Below are 16,093 nucleotides of genomic sequence, written 5' to 3' on the forward strand. Positions count from 1 at the left end.
ATGATCTCTGTGTTGGGCATGCTGTTGCTGGTGGCCATCGCCATCCTCTTTTCCCGCCAGCGGCGCGCCATTCGCGTGCGTACCGTGCTCGCGGCCTTTCTGTTGCAGGCGGGGCTCGGCCTGTTCGTCCTCTACATTCCCTGGGGCCAGCAGGTGCTCGGCAGCGTCTCCGGCGCCGTCTCTTCGCTGCAGCTCTATGCCGACAAGGGCATCGAGTTTCTCTTCGGCGGTCTCGCCGGACCGAAGATGTTCGAGTACTTCGGTAACGGTGGCTTCGTCTTCGCCGTGCGGGTGCTGCCCCTGATCGTCTTCTTCGGCAGCCTGATCGCGGTGCTCTACTACCTGGGCATCATGGGCTGGATCATCCGCCTGGTGGGCGGAGCGCTGCACGCCCTGCTCGGCACCAGTCGGGTGGAATCCACCACGGTCACCGCGACCCTGTTTCTCGGCCAGTCGGAAATGCCGCTGGTGGTGCGGCCCTTCATCGCCGATCTCACCCGCTCTGAGCTGTTCGCCATCATGGTTGGCGGTTTCGCCGCGGTGGCCGGTTCGGTGCTGCTGGGCTACGCCGGCATGGGCGTGGAACTCAAGTACCTGATCGCCGCCAGCTTCATGGTCGCTCCGGGCGGACTGCTGATGGCCAAGCTGATGGAGCCGGAGACCGAACAGCCGCGCGACCAGGCCATGAAGACCCTGGGGGAAGGGGAGGAGCGCCCGGCCAACGTCATAGACGCAGCCGCCGAAGGCGCCCAGGTCGGGCTGCGCATCGCCCTGGCGGTCGGTGCCATGCTGCTGGCCTTCATCGCCCTGATCGCCCTGCTCAACGGCATCCTCGGCTGGTGCGGCGCCTGGTTCGGCGTGCCGCAACTGAGCATGCAGCTGGTGCTGGGCTATCTGCTGGCGCCGGTGGCCTTCCTTATCGGGGTGCCCTGGAACGAGGCGGTACAGGCCGGTGGCTTCATCGGTCAGAAGCTGGTGCTCAACGAATTCGTCGCCTATGCCGACCTCTCGACCTATCTGGACCCGGTCAAGTCGGCGGCGGCGGGCGTCCAGCCGCTCTCGGCGCATACCCAGGTCATCGTCACCTTCGCCCTCTGCGGCTTCGCCAATCTCTCTTCCATCGCCATCCAGCTCGGCGGCCTGGGCGGCATCGCGCCCCAGCGGCGTCACGAACTGGCTCAGCTGGGCCTGCGCGCCATGCTCGGCGGCACCCTGGCCAACCTGATGAGCGCGGCCCTGGCCGGCTTCTTCATCGGCCTCTAGGTCGATGTCGATTGGACCATCCGGTCCACTTTATGGTGCACCGCTGGCCTGGGTGCGCCAAAACGTAACAGCGGATGACCGTGGCGTGCGCCTGCTTCGCCGCCACGGGTTGTCCGCGGCTTCTCAAGGCTTTCGCTCAGGAACCCTCCTCATGACGTTTTCCCGCCTCCGTCGCGTGCGCTTCGGCGCGCTACCGCTCCTGTTCTGCTGCAGCGCCCAGCTGTTGGCCGCTCCCGCCGTCGCCACCGACAGCGCCCAGGGCGAGACCGCCAGTCCCGCCGCGCAACAGACGGACAGTCGCTCGCCCTATCTATCGTCCTGGTACAACCAGGATCTGACCCTGATCGGCAGCAAGGACATCAGCTTCGGCCCGCAGCCCGTGGACGACGTCTATCTGGAGTACGAGTACTTCGGCCGCAAGGGGCCCTTCGAACTCTATGGCTACATCGACGTGCCCAGGGTACTGGGCATCGGCAACAGCCATGACTCCGGCGTCTGGGACCGCGGTTCGCCCCTGTTCATGGAGCACGAACCGCGTATCTCCATCGATCAGCTCAGTGGTCGCTCGCTGGCCTTCGGGCCGTTCAAGGAGTGGTACCTGGCCTTCGACTGGATCTATGACCACGGCAGCAGCCGGGCCAGTCGGCAGAACACCCTCTACGCCGGCTTCGGCACCGACATCGAGACCCATACCCCGGTGCTGCTGTCCGCCAACCTCTACGGCCGCCGTCAGTGGGAAAACTATGGCGCTGCCAACGAGAATTCCTGGGACGGCTATCGGGCCCAGCTCAAGTACATCTGGCCGCTGGCCAAGTTCGACAACGGCGCCTCCCTGACCTATGTCGGCTTCACCAACTTCGATTTCGGCTCGAAGCTGGGCGACGAGCCGGGACGTACGGCCAATGCCACCGTGTCCACCAATGTGCTGCTCTATGCCTTCACCCACCTGCGCTTCATGTTCGCTGCGCGGCATTTCCACAATGGCGGCAACTGGCGCGACGGCACCGAGCTGAACTTTGGCGAGGGTGATTTCGAGGGCCGCTCCAACGGCTGGGGCTACTATGCGGGGGTGGGTTATCAATTCTGATCTGGAGACTGTCATGAGCACCAACCTGCCTGCGCACCTGGCCGCACTGCTTCCGCAAGCGGTCGCTGCGGCCGAGCGCGCCTACTGTCCGCATTCGGAATTTCCCGTGGGCGCCGCCCTGCTGACCGCCGAGGGCGAAGTCATCCATGGCTGCAACGTGGAAAACATCTCCTATGGCCTGACCAACTGCGCCGAGCGCAGCGCCCTGTTCGCCGCCATCAGCCGGGGCCTGCCGCCGCGCAGTTTCACCGCCATGGCCATCCATGCGCCGGGCGTTCCCCTGATCAGTCCCTGCGGTGCCTGTCGCCAGGTGCTGCTGGAGTTGATGGCGCCCGACGCGACCATCGTCTGCAGCGGCAGCGAACCCGGCCGTACCCGCACCTGGACCCTGGCCGAGCTGCTGCCCGGCGCCTTCGACGACTTCTAAGGAGTCCGCCCATGTGGCTTGCCCAGGAGGTGATCCGCCAGAAGCGCGATGGCCTGGAACTCACGGCTGCGGATCTCCAGCGACTGGTCCGCGGCATCGTCGACGACAGCCTCAGCGAAGGCCAGATCGCCGCCTTCGCCATGGCCACCCTGCTGCGCGGCATGACCGCCGCCGAGCGCACCGCCCTGACCCTGGCCATGCGCGACAGCGGCCAGGTGCTGCACTGGGAGCTGCCCGGGCCGGTGGTGGACAAGCATTCCACCGGCGGCGTGGGCGATCTCACCAGCCTGGTGCTGGCGCCGCTGCTCGCCGCCTGTGGCTGCCACGTGCCGATGATCTCCGGGCGCGGCCTGGGCCACACCGGCGGCACCCTCGACAAGCTGGAGAGCATCCCCGGCTATCTCATCCGGCCTGGCCTGGCGCGCTTTCGCCAGGTGGTGGCCGAGGTGGGTTGCGCCATCGTCGGTCCGGACGCCGATCTGGCCCCGGCCGACCGCCGCCTCTATGCCATCCGCGACGTCACCGCCACGGTGGAATCGGTGGACCTGATCACCGCCTCCATCCTGGCCAAGAAACTGGCCGCCGGCCTGGACGTGCTGGTCATGGACGTCAAGACCGGCGGCGGCGCCTTCATGGCCGAGCGCGACGCGGCTCTGCGCCTGGCCGACAGCATCGTCGAGGTCGCCGAAGCCGCCGGGGTCCGGACCCGCGCTCTGGTCACCGACATGGGCCAGCCCCTGGCGCGCAGCGCCGGCAACGCTCTGGAAGTGGAGGAGGCCATCGCCCTGCTGGCGGGCGAGGTACGCAGCGAGCGCCTCTGGCAGGTGATCCGGGCGCTGGCCGAGGAAACGCTGCAACTGGCCGGACTGGCCAGGGACGCCGCCACCGCCGAGCGCCTGGTGCTGGAGGCCTGGCAGAGCGGCGCCGCCCTGGCGCGTTTCGCGGCGATGAACCTGGCCCTGGGCGGCCCGTCCGACCTGACCGAGCGGCCCTGGCAGCATCTGCCCCGGGCTCCGGTGGTGCGCGCCGTCCATCCGGCCCGCCCGGGCTGGGTGCGGCAGGTGGATACCCGCGCCCTCGGTCTGCTGGTGGTTGAACTGGGCGGCGGGCGGCAACGTCCGGAGGATGAAGTGGATCCGGCGGTGGGTCTGGCCGGCCTGGCACTGCCCGGCGAGTGGGTCGACGCGCACCGGCCCCTGGGGGTGATCCATGCCGGCGACGCCCAGAGCGCCGCGCGGGCTGCCCAACACCTGCAGCTGGCCTATGGCCTGGGGGAGGAGCGGCCGGCCGATGCCGTGCCCGTCGTGCTGGATCGGCGCTAGCGCCGGATTCCAGACAAAAAAAGACCCGGCAGAGCCGGGTCCAAAACCGTGATTAGCCTGATGAGGAGATAACCCGAAAGACCAACTGCTGGACCTTCAGTTATCGACCGGTCTCGCGACCGGCTGAGTTGAATAATAACAATTCTCATTCCATCGTCAAGCGTATTCGAGAATATTTCTTAATTACCGCTGGAAGGTCGCTCTTGGGCACCGCGCAGGCGGGTGACCTCCTTGTTCAGGGTGTCGATATGGCGCGCCATGTTTTCGATCAGGCTGTGGGCGATGCGCGGGGTGGTCTCCATCAGGGAAACGAACTGATCCTGGGGGATCACCAGCACGGTGCAGACGGTCTTGGCGATGACGCTGGCGGTACGAGGCGTATGGGTGAACACCGCCAGGGCGCCGACGATCTCGTCCTGGCAGACCTCGCCGACCTTGCAGCCATCGACCCAGGCCTCGGCATGGCCTTCGGTAATGACGAAGACATGCTCGGCGGAATCGCCCTGGCGGATGATGACCTCGCCGGCGGCATAGCGACGAAAGCCGGTGGCCGGCTGGGTGACCGGCGGCTTGAGCCGGATCAGCGCCTGGGCCAGCAGCGATTGTTGACCCAGCATGTACCTCAGCAGGGCATCGCGCTGGACCGGCGTGGCGGTGGCCGCCGCGAGAAAGGTCTCGCGGTCGTAGGGCAGCACCCGCACGTCGGCCTCGCTCTCGTAATTGAGGATCGGCAGATCAAGGGTGCGCCCCAGGCCGATCAGGTCGCCCTCGCCGAGCTGGAACAGCGCCCGCTGATCCAGGACCACCCGCAGCGGGCCACGCTGGATCAGATAGACCTCGTCATTGCGCATCCAGTCCTGCAGCAGGGCGGCGGGACTCAGCTGCAGGGGCTGCCGACTCGGCGCCACACCACTGACCAGTCGCGCCGGAATGGCCTGCAGCGCCTGACGCAACTGATCGACATAGGGAGGCTGATCGCCGATGAGGTACATGGTGCCAATTCCTTCTTGTTACGCAGAGGTTGTGACGTGGGTCGCACGATAAGCCGCTCGTCGGCGACCGTAAATCCACAACTCCACGAGCTGTGACGGAACGCTTGTTCTGCCCCCCAGGAGGTCGTGGTCAGGCCGGGGCGCGACCCAGGCGACGCAGCAGGCGAGCCGGCAGGGCCTCCAGCTGTCCGGCGCGACCCAGCTCCACCACCAGCGCCCGATCCTGCTCGGCGGGTTCGAGCGGATCCTGGGCCTGGCGCTGGGCTGCCACCACCGCGAGGGTGGCCTCGGAAGGATCGGTCCCCTCGGCCTGGCGCTCCTGCAGCCAGCGGGAGATGAGTTCGTCGTCCGCCTGGCAGTCGATGATCAGCAGGGGCGCGGCCTGGGCTTCGGCCAGGGCCTGGGCCGCGGCGCGCTGGGCCTGCTTGAGGTAGGTGGCGTCGAGCACCAGCGGATAGCCGGCCGCCAGCACCTGGGCGCCGATCTCGTGCAGGCGCGCATAGGTGGCTTCGCCGGCTGCCGCGCTGTAGCGGGTGGCCTCGTCGCTGTCGACATAGAGGCGCTGGCGCTCGACATCGGATCTCAGGCGAATGGCGCCGAGCGCCTCGACCAGGGCCAGGGCCACGGTGCTCTTGCCGATCCCCGACACCCCGTGCATCACCGCCGCGAAGGGCTGGGGCACCTGGGTATAGCCTTCGGCCAGGGCCGTGTAGCTGCGATAACTGGCAAGGATCTCGGCCCGCAGCGCCGGCTCCTCGGCCTGGCCGAGGCGGAAGAGGGCGATCTTGGCGCGCACCATGGCGCGATAGGCCTTGTAGAAGTCGAGCAGGGCGAGGCCGCTGTAGTCGCCGGTGGCCTCGAAGTAGGCATTGACGAATCTGTTGCTCAGGGTCTTGAGGCCGCGGTCTTCCAGGTCCATGGCCAGGAAGCCGGCATCGCCCATGGTGTCGGTCAGGCGGAAGGGCTCGTTGAATTCGATGCAGTCGAACAGCACCACCTCGCCGTCGAGCAGGGTGGCGTTGGCCAGGTGGATGTCGCCATGGCATTCGCGGATGAAGCCGTCACGGCAACGCGCCTCGAACAGCGGCAGCAGGCGCGCGTAGCTGGCTTCGGCCCAGGCTTCCAGCTGGTCGAGCTGTCGGAGATCGGCCGCTTCGCCGAGCATGGCGCGGATCTGCTCGAAATTCTGCCGCACCGGCGCCATGGCGGCGTCCGGGGTGCACAGCGGATGCTCGGTCCCTACCTGGGGTGCGGCCAGGTGGAAGCGGGCGATCTGTGCAGCCAGGGCGTCGATGTGCGCCTCGGTCAGCTCGCCGCGCTGCTGCACCTCGCTGAGCAGCTGGCTCTGGGGGAATTCGCGCATGCGCAGGGCGTATTCGATCACCGGACCGCTGCCGCCCAGCTCGGGAGCGCTTTCGCTGCCGGTGATGGCCACCACGTCCTGGTAGAGATCGCGGGTCAGGCGCTGGTTGAGGCGCAGCTCCTCGCGGCAGAAGTGGCCACGGGCTTCCAGGTCGGTGAAGTCGAGGAAACCGAAATTCACCGGCTTCTTGATCTTGTAGGCGACCTCGCCAGTCAGCACGACCCAGGAAATATGGGTTTCGATGACCCGGAACGCCGAGGTGGGATGGGGATAGAGCGCCGGGTTCTGCAGGGCGGAAATCAGGAGCTGGCTCACGGGCGGTCCTTGTAGGGAATGGATGGCGGCATTATCGCTGCCAGGGCGGTCCACGCAAGCCGCGACACCGGGAAGGGGCGTCCTTGAACCCCAGCTGACGAAGCGCTGGCAGGCCGCTGTCGGCCACCGGGCAAGTGCGTATAATGCGCCGCCATGAAGCGACCCCGATCCTCTCGTTCCCGCAAGCGCAAGACCTTTGACTGGCGCCGCCTGTCCGGCTGGGCAGTCAAGCTTGGTCTGGTCGCGCTGGTAGCCCTGGCTGGCGTATGCATCTATCTGGATGCCGTGGTCCAGGAAAAATTCTCCGGCAAGCGCTGGACCATTCCGGCCAAGGTCTATGCCCGGCCGCTGGAATTGTTCAATGGCGTCAAGCTCAGCCGTGACGACTTCCTCACCGAACTCGATGCCCTCGGCTATCGCCGCGAGAAAACCGTGGACGGCCCCGGCAGCGTCTCCGTGGGCGCCTCCACGGTCGAGCTGAACACCCGCGGCTTCCAGTTCTACGAAGGCGTCGAGCCGGCGCGGGCGATCCGTGTGCGCTTCGCCGGCGGCACCGTCTCCGGCGTCAGCGCTCTGGATGGCAGCAATCTGGCCGTGGCCCGCCTGGAACCGCTGATGATCGGCGGCATCTATCCGGCACATAACGAGGATCGCATCCTCATCAAGCTCGACCAGGCGCCGCCGCACCTGGTCGATGGCCTGGTGGCCGTCGAGGACCGCGAGTTCTGGCATCACCACGGCGTCTCGCCCAAGTCCATCGCCCGGGCGGTCTGGGTCAACGCCACCAGCGGCCAGGTGCGTCAGGGTGGCAGCACCCTGACCCAGCAGCTGGTCAAGAACTTCTACCTCACCAACGAGCGCAGCATCACCCGCAAGGGCACCGAAGCCCTGATGGCGCTGCTGCTGGAGCTGCACTACAGCAAGCAGGAGATCCTCGAGGCCTACCTCAACGAGGTGTTCCTCGGTCAGGACGGCTCGCGCGCCATCCACGGTTTCGGTCTGGCCGCCCAGTACTTCTTCGGCCAGCCCTTCAGCGAGCTGAAACTGCATCAGGTCGCCCTGCTGGTCGGTCTGGTGAAGGGCCCGTCATACTACAACCCGCGCCGTTATCCCGAGCGCGCCATGACCCGCCGCAACCTGGTGCTCGACCTCATGGCCGAGCAGGGCGTGGTCAGCGCCACCGAGGCCGAAGCGGCCAAGGCTCGGCCGCTGGGCATCACCAAGGCCGGCAGCCTGACCAACAGTTCCTTCCCGGCCTTCGTCGACTTGGTCAAGCGCCAGCTCAAGCAGGACTACCGCGACGAAGACCTCACCGAAGAAGGGCTGCGCATCTTCACCAGCTTCGACCCCATCCTGCAGACCAAGGCCGAAGCCGCCATGGGCGAGACCATGAAGCGCATCGACGGCCGCAAGGGTGCGGAAAACGTCGAGTCGGCCATGGTGGTGACCAATCCGGAAACCGGTGAGGTCCAGGCGCTGCTGGGTGGCCGCGATCCACGCTTCGCCGGCTACAACCGCGCCCTCGACGCGGTGCGCCAGGTCGGCTCGCTGATCAAGCCGGCGGTCTATCTCACTGCCCTCGAGCGCCCCAGCAAGTACACCCTGACCACCCTGATCCAGGATGAGCCCTTCTCGGTGAAGGGCGCCGATGGCCAGGTCTGGCGGCCGCAGAACTACGAGCACAAGGCGCACGGCACCATCTTCCTCTATCAGGGGCTGGCGCATTCTTACAACTTGTCCACCGCGCGCCTGGGCCTGGATCTCGGGGTCCCCGAGGTGCTCAAGACCGTCGCGCGCCTGGGCGTGAGTCGCGCCCTGCCGCCCTATCCGGCGACCCTGCTCGGCGCCGGTGCCCTGACGCCCATGGAAGTGGCGACCATGTACCAGACGCTGGCCAACGGTGGCTTCAACACGCCGCTGCGCAGCATCCGCAGCGTGCTCGACGCCAATGGCGAGCCGCTCAAGCGCTATCCCTTCCAGATCGAGCAGCGCTTCGATACCGGCGCCATCTACCTGGTGCAGTACGCCATGCAGCGCGTCATGCGCGAGGGTACCGGGCGCTCGGTCTACAACCAGATCCCCACCAGCGTGAACCTGGCGGGCAAGACCGGCACCACCAACGATTCCCGCGACAGCTGGTTCTCCGGCTTCAGCCAGGATCTGCTGGCGGTGGTCTGGCTGGGTCGCGACGACAACGGTAAGACACCCCTGACCGGTGCCACCGGCGCCCTGCAGGTCTGGAGCAACTTCATGCGTCGCGCCGATCCGGTCTCCCTGGACATGCCGGTACCGGACAACATCACCCAGGCCTGGGTCGATGCCACCACCGGGCGCGGCACGGATCCCTCGTGTCCCAACGCCGTGCAGATGCCTTATATTCGCGGCAGTGAGCCGCCACCGGGCGCCTCCTGTGGCGCGCCGGCCGCACCCGCCGCCGGCGGCAACGGCAACGGCGGCAATCCGGTCATGGATTGGGTCAAGGGTTGGTTGAATTGAGAGGTCCCAAGGTGACGAAAGCAGTCTGGCCGGTGATGATCGCCGGTGTTCTCCTCGCCGGTTGCGCCGCGCCGCAGCGTGGCGCCATCCCCGTGGTCGATTCCGGCGGTCCGGTGTCCAACGGCGAACTCTATCGCCAGGGCAACAACCGGCCCCTGCCGGCGCAACGTCAGGCCCCCGTGGCCGCCGCGCCCAGCGCGCCGGCCGATTCCGGGGTGACCGTCATGGTGCCGGGTGGTAGCTCCGCACCCCTGGAAACCTATGCCGCGCCGGCGGCCTCGGCGCCGCTGATCACCTCGTCCAGCCCCAGCGCACCGCCTGCCCAGGCGCCGGTGCAGCCGAGCTATTCGCAGCCGGTCTATCCGCCTGCCACCCCGGGCGGCTCCGCGGCTGCCAGTACGGCGCCGACCGGCATTCCCGCCACCAGCAATTCCAGTGGTGGTGGCCTGGCTGCCGACGAACAACTCGACGGTCCGGTGCTGGCCCTGCTGACCACCGCCCAGCAACAGCAGAGCGGCGGCGATCTCAACGGCGCCTCCTCGAGCCTGGAACGCGCCCAGCGCATCGCCCCGCGCGAGCCCCAGGTGCTCTATCGCCTGGCCCAGGTGCGCCTGGCGCAGAACGATCCGGCCCAGGGCGAGCAACTGGCCCGGCGCGCCCTGACCTACGCCAATGGCCGCCCGGCCCTGCAAGCCAGTCTCTGGCAACTGATCGCCCAGGCCCGCGAGGCCCAGGGCGATGCCTCCGGCGCCGCCCTGGCCCGGCAGAAGGCGCAGGTGGGTACCTGATGGACGAGCGCCTGCCCGCCCTGGCCGATCAGCTGCTGCAGATCGAGCGTGAATTGCGCCTGCTCGGCTGGTGGTCGGCGCAGGCGCCCAGCGCAGAAGCCCTGGCCAGCCAGGAGCCCTTCTGCGTCGATACCCTGAGTTTCGCCCAGTGGCTGCAGTGGATCTTCGTGCCGCGGATGAAGCTGATCATCGAGAGCGATGCGGCCCTGCCGGCGCGCTCGGGCATCCGGCCGATGGCCGAGATGGTCTACCAGGGCAATCTCGACCCCGTCCTGCCCCTGCTCGCGTCCCTGGCCGAATTCGACCGCATCATCGAAAGCGCCTGAGTTACTTGCCGCAGTTCTGCTCGATGGACAGCTGGGTCTCGGCCAGCCGCTGCTGACGTTCCTCTTCACTCAGCCGCCGCGTCTCGCCCCGCCCGGACTGCACCAGGATGCGCGGATTGTTGCGCAGTTGCGCCAGATTCTGGCGCGCCTGATCGCACTGCTCCTTGAGCTTGTTCTGCTCCTCGCGCACCTGCGCCTTCACCCGGCGATCCAGTTCCTGCTGCTGGGCATCATTGGACACCGATGGCTGCTGGGCACCGTTGGGCATCTTGTAGGTGGGTGCAGTGCCACTGCCATTGATCTGCGGCGCCGTCTTCACGTCCACCTCGTTGGCCTTCTGGCCCTCGGGCGGCTGGGCACTGAAGTGGGTGACACCCTTGTCATCGGTCCACTTGTAGACCTGCGCGGCCTGGGCGGACAGGCTGCAGGCGAAAGCCAGGGCGGAAAGCCAGAAGATCGAGCGCATGGGAATCCTGGAAGGGGAGAGGACAGGGCTTCACTATAAGAGGAGACGTCGACCTTTTCATCACGACTGATCGCCCACGACCGATTGCGCCCGGTTGCACCTTTCGGCTTGACTTGCACGGGTCGAATGCGAACAATCCAAAGTTCGCTGTAGCGAGTCGGCCCAAAGCTGACTGCTCGGCAGACCATGAGGTGCCTACCCGCGCCGCCACAGTCAAATACCCTGCACCGCGTTACCTCGCGTCGGGTGGAAGCTCCAGCATTCATCGGAATCTTCCAACAAGGCTTTCTAGGCAGCTGAATCGTCGGTGACCACCGTCGCCCATGCTCTGCCTTGCAGTCAACCGAACCTTGAGCGTCCACCAATGGGCGCTCGCCATGCGTGGAATGAGGTGATACGTGGAGCTATTAACTGGCGCTGAGATGGTCGTCCGCTTCTTGCGCGACGAGGGCGTGAAACACATCTACGGGTACCCGGGCGGTGCCCTGCTGCACATCTACGACGCCCTGTTCAAGGAACCGGCGCTCAACCACATCCTGGTTCGTCACGAGCAGGCCGCCACCCACATGGCCGACGGCTATGCCCGCGCCACCGGCAAGGCCGGCGTGGTCCTGGTGACCTCCGGCCCCGGCGCGACCAATGCCATCACCGGCATCGCCACCGCCTACATGGACTCCATCCCCATGGTGGTCCTGTCCGGCCAGGTGCCGAGCAACATGGTGGGCACCGACGCCTTCCAGGAAACCGACATGGTCGGCATCTCCCGGCCGATCGTGAAGCACAGCTTCATCATCAAGCACCCCTCCGAGATCCCCGAAGTCCTCAAGAAGGCCTTCTACCTCGCCGAGTCCGGGCGTCCTGGTCCGGTGGTGGTCGACATCCCCAAGGACATGGGCGATCCGACCAAGAAATACGAATACGTCTATCCGAAGAAGATCAAGCTGCGCTCCTACAATCCGGCGCAGCGCGGTCATTCCGGGCAGATCCGCAAGGCCGTCGAGATGCTGGTGGCGGCCAAGCGCCCCATCCTCTATGCCGGTGGTGGCGTCATCCTCGGCGGTGCCTCCGCGGCCCTCACCGAGCTGGCGCGCCTGCTCAACCTGCCGGTCACCAATACCCTGATGGGTCTGGGCGCCTACCCGGGCAGCGATCGCCAGTTCCTCGGCATGCTCGGCATGCACGGCAGCTACCAGGCCAACCTGGCCATGCACCACAGCGACGTCATCCTCGCCGTGGGTGCGCGCTTCGATGACCGCGTCATCAACGGTGCCACGCGCTTCTGCCCGAACGCCAAGATCATTCACGTCGACATCGACCCGGCCTCGATCTCCAAGACCATCAAGGCCGACGTGCCCATCGTCGGTCCGGTCGACAGCGTCCTCGCCGAGATGGTCGCCGTGGTCCGCGAACTGAGCGAGAAGCCCCGTGCCGAAAACCAGGCCGCCTGGTGGAAGCAGATCGAGGAATGGCGCGGCGGTCGCGAGATGTTCCCCTACGACAAGGGCGACGGCAGCATCATCAAGCCGCAGACCGTCATCGAGACCCTGTACGACGTCACCGCGGGCGATGCCTACATCACCTCCGACGTGGGTCAGCACCAGATGTTCGCTGCCCAGTACTACCGCTACGACAAGCCCAATCGCTGGATCAACTCCGGCGGCCTCGGCACCATGGGCTTCGGCTTCCCGGCGGCCATGGGCGTCAAGCTCAACTTCCCGGACGCCGACGTCGCCTGCGTCACCGGTGAAGGCAGCGTGCAGATGAACATCCAGGAGCTCTCCACCTGCATGCAGTACGACCTGCCGGTGAAGATCGTCTGCCTCAACAACGGTGCCCTGGGCATGGTCCGCCAGTGGCAGGACATGCAGTACAGCAGCCGCTACTCCCACTCCTACATGGAATCCCTGCCGGACTTCGTCAAGCTGGCCGAGGCCTATGGCCACGTCGGCATGCGCATCGAGCGTCTGGAAGACCTCAAGCCGATGATGGCCGAGGCCTTCGCCATGAAGAATCGCCTGGTCTTCCTCGACATCGCCGTGGACAACACCGAACACGTCTACCCGATGCAGATCAAGGATGGCGCGATGCGCGACATGTGGCTGAGCAAGACGGAGCGGACCTGAACATGAGACACATCATCTCCCTGCTGCTGGAAAACGAGCCCGGCGCCCTGTCCCGCGTGGTCGGCCTGTTTTCCCAGCGCAACTACAACATCGAAAGCCTCACGGTCGCCGCGACCGAAGACCCGACCCTGTCGCGCCTGACCCTGACCACCATCGGCCAGGAAGAGACGGTCGAGCAGATCACCAAGAACCTCAACAAGCTCATCGAGGTGGTGAAACTGGTCAACCTGTCCGAGAGCGCCCACATCGAGCGCGAACTCCTGCTGATCAAGGTCAAGGCCACCGGCGCCCAGCGCGCCGAGGTCAAGCGCACCACCGATATCTTTCGCGGCCAGATCGTCGATGTCGGCAGCAGCGTGTATACCATTCAGCTGGCGGGCACCAGCGAGAAGATCGACAGCTTCATCCAGGCGATCGGCGCCGCGTCCATCCTCGAGGTGGTGCGTAGCGGCGTGACCGGAATTTCCCGTGGCGACAAAGCCCTGAGCATCTGATACCCCCTTTTCCAGGAGAACCTGCAATGCGCGTTTACTACGACAAAGACTGTGACCTTTCCATCATCCAGGGCAAGAAGGTCGCCATCATCGGCTACGGCTCCCAGGGCCACGCCCACGCCTGCAACCTGAAGGACTCCGGCGTCGACGTCGTCGTCGGTCTGCGCAGTGGCTCGGCCACCGTGGCCAAGGCCGAGGCCCATGGCCTGACCGTCAAGCCGGTCAAGGACGCCGTCGCCTCCGCCGACGTGGTCATGATCCTGACCCCCGACGAATTCCAGTCCAAGCTGTACAAGGACGAGATCGAGCCGAACCTGAAGCAGGGCGCCACCCTGGCCTTCGCCCACGGTTTCGCCATCCACTACAACCAGGTCGTGCCCCGCGCTGACCTGGACGTCATCATGATCGCTCCCAAGGCCCCGGGTCACACCGTGCGCTCCGAGTTCGTCAAGGGCGGCGGCATCCCTGATCTGGTCGCCGTCCACCAGGACGCTTCCGGCAATGCCAAGAACGTCGCCTTGTCCTACGCCTGCGGCGTCGGCGGCGGCCGTACCGGCATCATCGAAACCACCTTCAAGGACGAGACCGAAACCGACCTGTTCGGCGAGCAGGCCGTGCTGTGCGGTGGTGCGGTCGAGCTGGTCAAGGCCGGTTTCGAAACCCTAGTCGAAGCTGGCTACGCGCCGGAAATGGCCTACTTCGAGTGCCTGCACGAACTCAAGCTGATCGTCGACCTCATGTACGAAGGCGGTATCGCCAACATGAACTACTCGATCTCCAACAACGCCGAGTACGGCGAGTACGTGACCGGCCCCGAGGTCATCAACGCCGAGTCGCGCGCAGCCATGAAGAATGCGCTCAAGCGCATCCAGAACGGCGAATACGCCAAGATGTTCGTGGCCGAGGGCGCGTCCAACTACGCTTCCATGACCGCCTACCGTCGCAACAACGCGGCTCACCCGATCGAGCAGGTCGGCGAGAAGCTGCGGGCGATGATGCCCTGGATCGCGTCAAACAAGATCGTCGACAAGACCAAGAACTGATCGGGCAGGGCGCCAGCCCTGTAACGAGCGGTAAAGGACGCGGCTTCGGCCGCGTTTTTTATTGCACTGCCCACGACCCCGGCAATGCCTTAGCATGGGAGGTTAGGCTGAACCCTATCCTCAAGAGGTCAGTCCAATCCGTCAGGTAATGCCCAAGGAAAATCCATGAGCGAGCGTCCCGAAGAAACCCCGTCCAACACAGCCACCGACGGCCTCATCCCCGTGGATGAACACATCGAGGAGACGCAGGACGCCCAGGGGCGCAAGATCAGACGCCGTGGCGTGTACCTGCTGCCCAACCTCTTCACCACCGCGGCGCTCTTTGCCGGCCTCTATTCGATCATCAAGGGTGTCGCGGCTCAGACCGCCTTCATCCAGGGGCAATACGACATCGCCTCCGCCGGCTTCTCGGCCGCGGCCGCCGCCATCTTCATCGCCATGGTGCTCGATGGCCTGGATGGTCGCGTCGCCCGCATGACCAATACCCAGAGCGCCTTCGGCGAGCAGTACGACTCGCTCTCCGACATGGTCGCCTTCGGTGTCGCACCGGCGATCCTGGCCTTCCAGTGGGCCTTGAGTGGTCTGGGTAATGTCGGCTGGGCCGTCGCCTTCATCTATGTAGCCGGCGCCGCCTTGCGTCTGGCCCGCTTCAACACCCAGATCGGCTCGGTGGACAAGCGCTACTTCATCGGCCTGGCCAGTCCTTCCGCGGCGGCCCTGGTGGCTGGTACCGTCTGGTGCTTCAGTGACTTCGGCATCCAGGGCTCCAAGCTGTCGCTGCTGGTCGCCCTGATGGTCGCTGCAGCCGGCATGCTTATGGTCAGTAACTTCAAGTACTGGAGCTTCAAGACCCTGGGCCTGAAAGGACGCGTCCCCTTCGTGGTCATCCTGATCGCCGTGCTGGTCTTCGCCGTGGTCTTTACCGACCCGCCGCGCGTCCTGCTGCTGGGCTTCCTGGCCTATGCGGTCTCCGGACCCTTCACCACCCTCTGGCGCAATCGCCGTATCGGCCGTGCCTAGCGGCATCGAGAGGGCTATAAGAAAGGGGCTGCGCGAGCAGCCCCTTTCTTTTTTTGGCCTTTCTGAAAATAACCTGTTGACCTGCCCTAAAACTCCCCTATAATGCGCCCCACTTCCGGCGCAGACGCTGAAGCGGCTTGAAAATCAAGCACTTAGGTCTGAGCCGGGTGAGGAGTCCACGGATTCTTCGCCATTTGGCTCTCACCTTCGGGTGATGACGAAATGAAACGGAGGGGGTTGACAGCATCTTGGGATGCTGTAGGATTCGCCTCCCGCTGCCGAGATTGGTTCGACCGGTCAGGCAGGCGCAAGTGGTTGAGTTGAAACGAAAAAGTTCAAATCAACGCTTGACAGGATGTGAGGACAGCGTAGAATGCGCGCCTCGGTTAGCGACACGGTCGCAACCAACTGCTCTTTAACAAGTTGAATCAAGCAATTCGTGTGGGTGCTTGTGAGATAAGTCTGATGTCGCAAGATTATCAGCAACACAAGTAACTCGTGAATTCATGAGTTTTTTGCGATTGCTGAGCCAAGTTTAGGGTTTTCTCAAAACCCGATCAGTCTACTT

14 protein-coding genes are annotated in these 16,093 nt (G+C 65.5%); 11 read left to right on the forward strand and 3 right to left on the reverse strand.

Translation table 11 applies throughout. The features are described 5' to 3' along the window. From PSK12I2_RS0105000 to deoA, 4 genes are all read left to right on the forward strand, one after another. On the forward strand, positions 1 to 1,263 hold the full coding sequence (locus PSK12I2_RS0105000; RefSeq protein ID WP_027597545.1) for a NupC/NupG family nucleoside CNT transporter: 1,263 nt from the start codon (positions 1 to 3) through the stop codon (positions 1,261 to 1,263). Between the two features lie 151 nt (positions 1,264 to 1,414). Beyond that, a complete protein-coding gene (locus PSK12I2_RS0105005; RefSeq protein WP_042138292.1) occupies positions 1,415 to 2,350 on the forward strand; it encodes a nucleoside-specific channel-forming protein Tsx in 936 nt (311 codons plus the stop codon). Between the two features lie 13 nt (positions 2,351 to 2,363). Continuing rightward, complete coding sequence (locus tag PSK12I2_RS0105010) at positions 2,364 to 2,777, forward strand: cytidine deaminase (RefSeq protein WP_007159699.1); 414 nt, start codon at positions 2,364 to 2,366, stop codon at positions 2,775 to 2,777. A gap of 11 nt (positions 2,778 to 2,788) precedes the next feature. Further along, entirely contained in the window at positions 2,789 to 4,099 is a 1,311-nt protein-coding gene (gene deoA / locus PSK12I2_RS0105015) for a thymidine phosphorylase (RefSeq protein ID WP_027597547.1), read from the forward strand. Between the two features lie 179 nt (positions 4,100 to 4,278). Here deoA and PSK12I2_RS0105020 read toward each other — a convergent pair whose 3' ends face one another. Both PSK12I2_RS0105020 and PSK12I2_RS0105025 read right to left on the reverse strand, forming a co-directional pair. Then, on the reverse strand, positions 4,279 to 5,091 hold the full coding sequence (locus PSK12I2_RS0105020; protein ID WP_027597548.1) for a cyclic nucleotide-binding domain-containing protein: 813 nt from the start codon (positions 5,089 to 5,091) through the stop codon (positions 4,279 to 4,281). A 130-nt stretch (positions 5,092 to 5,221) separates the two neighbouring features. After that, positions 5,222 to 6,769: a bifunctional aminoglycoside phosphotransferase/ATP-binding protein gene (locus PSK12I2_RS0105025; RefSeq protein WP_027597549.1), complete on the reverse strand. Its 1,548-nt coding sequence runs from the start codon at positions 6,767 to 6,769 to the stop codon at positions 5,222 to 5,224. Positions 6,770 to 6,922: 153 nt separating this feature from the next. Here PSK12I2_RS0105025 and mrcB point away from each other — a divergent pair, with 153 nt between their 5' ends. Genes mrcB through PSK12I2_RS0105040 form a run of 3 tightly spaced genes read left to right on the forward strand, consistent with a single transcriptional unit; the run spans position 6,923 to position 10,379 of the window. Then, positions 6,923 to 9,265 carry a penicillin-binding protein 1B gene (mrcB, locus tag PSK12I2_RS0105030; RefSeq protein WP_027597550.1) on the forward strand — a complete coding sequence of 781 codons (2,343 nt, stop codon included), beginning with the start codon at positions 6,923 to 6,925 and terminating at the stop codon, positions 9,263 to 9,265. A 35-nt stretch (positions 9,266 to 9,300) separates the two neighbouring features. Then, entirely contained in the window at positions 9,301 to 10,053 is a 753-nt protein-coding gene (locus tag PSK12I2_RS0105035) for a M48 family metallopeptidase (protein WP_037007511.1), read from the forward strand. Further along, the gene (locus PSK12I2_RS0105040; RefSeq protein ID WP_027597552.1) at positions 10,053 to 10,379 is read left to right on the forward strand and encodes a YqcC family protein; all 327 of its coding nucleotides are present in this window, start codon (positions 10,053 to 10,055) and stop codon (positions 10,377 to 10,379) included. The genes PSK12I2_RS0105035 and PSK12I2_RS0105040 overlap by 1 nt, the downstream gene beginning before the upstream one ends. A 1-nt stretch (position 10,380) precedes the next feature. Here the strand turns inward: PSK12I2_RS0105040 and PSK12I2_RS0105045 are convergent, their stop codons facing one another. Next, positions 10,381 to 10,845 (reverse strand): DUF4124 domain-containing protein, encoded by a 465-nt coding sequence (locus PSK12I2_RS0105045; protein ID WP_007159692.1) that lies wholly within the window; start codon positions 10,843 to 10,845, stop codon positions 10,381 to 10,383. 398 nt (positions 10,846 to 11,243) lie between these two features. Between PSK12I2_RS0105045 and PSK12I2_RS0105050 the strand changes: the two genes are divergently transcribed. The 4 genes from PSK12I2_RS0105050 (at position 11,244) to pssA (ending at position 15,525) form a co-directional block, all read left to right on the forward strand. Beyond that, positions 11,244 to 12,968, forward strand: coding sequence for an acetolactate synthase 3 large subunit (locus PSK12I2_RS0105050; protein ID WP_027597553.1), 1,725 nt, complete (start codon positions 11,244 to 11,246; stop codon positions 12,966 to 12,968). Between the two features lie 2 nt (positions 12,969 to 12,970). Then, on the forward strand, positions 12,971 to 13,462 hold the full coding sequence (gene ilvN / locus PSK12I2_RS0105055) for an acetolactate synthase small subunit (protein WP_007159690.1): 492 nt from the start codon (positions 12,971 to 12,973) through the stop codon (positions 13,460 to 13,462). A 26-nt stretch (positions 13,463 to 13,488) separates the two neighbouring features. Then, a complete protein-coding gene (gene ilvC, locus PSK12I2_RS0105060) occupies positions 13,489 to 14,505 on the forward strand; it encodes a ketol-acid reductoisomerase (RefSeq protein ID WP_007159689.1) in 1,017 nt (338 codons plus the stop codon). A gap of 165 nt (positions 14,506 to 14,670) precedes the next feature. Beyond that, complete coding sequence (pssA, locus tag PSK12I2_RS0105065) at positions 14,671 to 15,525, forward strand: CDP-diacylglycerol--serine O-phosphatidyltransferase (RefSeq protein ID WP_007159688.1); 855 nt, start codon at positions 14,671 to 14,673, stop codon at positions 15,523 to 15,525. The last annotated feature ends 568 nt before the right edge of the window (positions 15,526 to 16,093 follow it).

It is taken from the genome of Pseudomonas sp. MOIL14HWK12:I2 (assembly GCF_000510745.1).
Taxonomy (GTDB): Bacteria; Pseudomonadota; Gammaproteobacteria; order Pseudomonadales; family Pseudomonadaceae; genus Chryseomonas; species Chryseomonas oryzihabitans.

Excerpts from the sequence above, each read along its gene's own strand:
- PSK12I2_RS0105000 (WP_027597545.1), top strand. The coding sequence starts at position 1 with ATGATCTCTGTGTTGGGCATGCTGTTGCTGGTGGCCATCGCCATCCTC.
- PSK12I2_RS0105005 (WP_042138292.1), top strand. The coding sequence starts at position 1,415 with ATGACGTTTTCCCGCCTCCGTCGCGTGCGCTTCGGCGCGCTACCGCTC.
- PSK12I2_RS0105010 (WP_007159699.1), top strand. The coding sequence starts at position 2,364 with ATGAGCACCAACCTGCCTGCGCACCTGGCCGCACTGCTTCCGCAAGCG.
- deoA (WP_027597547.1), top strand. The coding sequence starts at position 2,789 with ATGTGGCTTGCCCAGGAGGTGATCCGCCAGAAGCGCGATGGCCTGGAA.
- PSK12I2_RS0105020 (WP_027597548.1), bottom strand. The coding sequence starts at position 5,091 with ATGTACCTCATCGGCGATCAGCCTCCCTATGTCGATCAGTTGCGTCAG.
- mrcB (WP_027597550.1), top strand. The coding sequence starts at position 6,923 with ATGAAGCGACCCCGATCCTCTCGTTCCCGCAAGCGCAAGACCTTTGAC.
- PSK12I2_RS0105035 (WP_037007511.1), top strand. The coding sequence starts at position 9,301 with ATGATCGCCGGTGTTCTCCTCGCCGGTTGCGCCGCGCCGCAGCGTGGC.
- PSK12I2_RS0105040 (WP_027597552.1), top strand. The coding sequence starts at position 10,053 with ATGGACGAGCGCCTGCCCGCCCTGGCCGATCAGCTGCTGCAGATCGAG.
- PSK12I2_RS0105045 (WP_007159692.1), bottom strand. The coding sequence starts at position 10,845 with ATGCGCTCGATCTTCTGGCTTTCCGCCCTGGCTTTCGCCTGCAGCCTG.
- ilvN (WP_007159690.1), top strand. The coding sequence starts at position 12,971 with ATGAGACACATCATCTCCCTGCTGCTGGAAAACGAGCCCGGCGCCCTG.
- ilvC (WP_007159689.1), top strand. The coding sequence starts at position 13,489 with ATGCGCGTTTACTACGACAAAGACTGTGACCTTTCCATCATCCAGGGC.
- pssA (WP_007159688.1), top strand. The coding sequence starts at position 14,671 with ATGAGCGAGCGTCCCGAAGAAACCCCGTCCAACACAGCCACCGACGGC.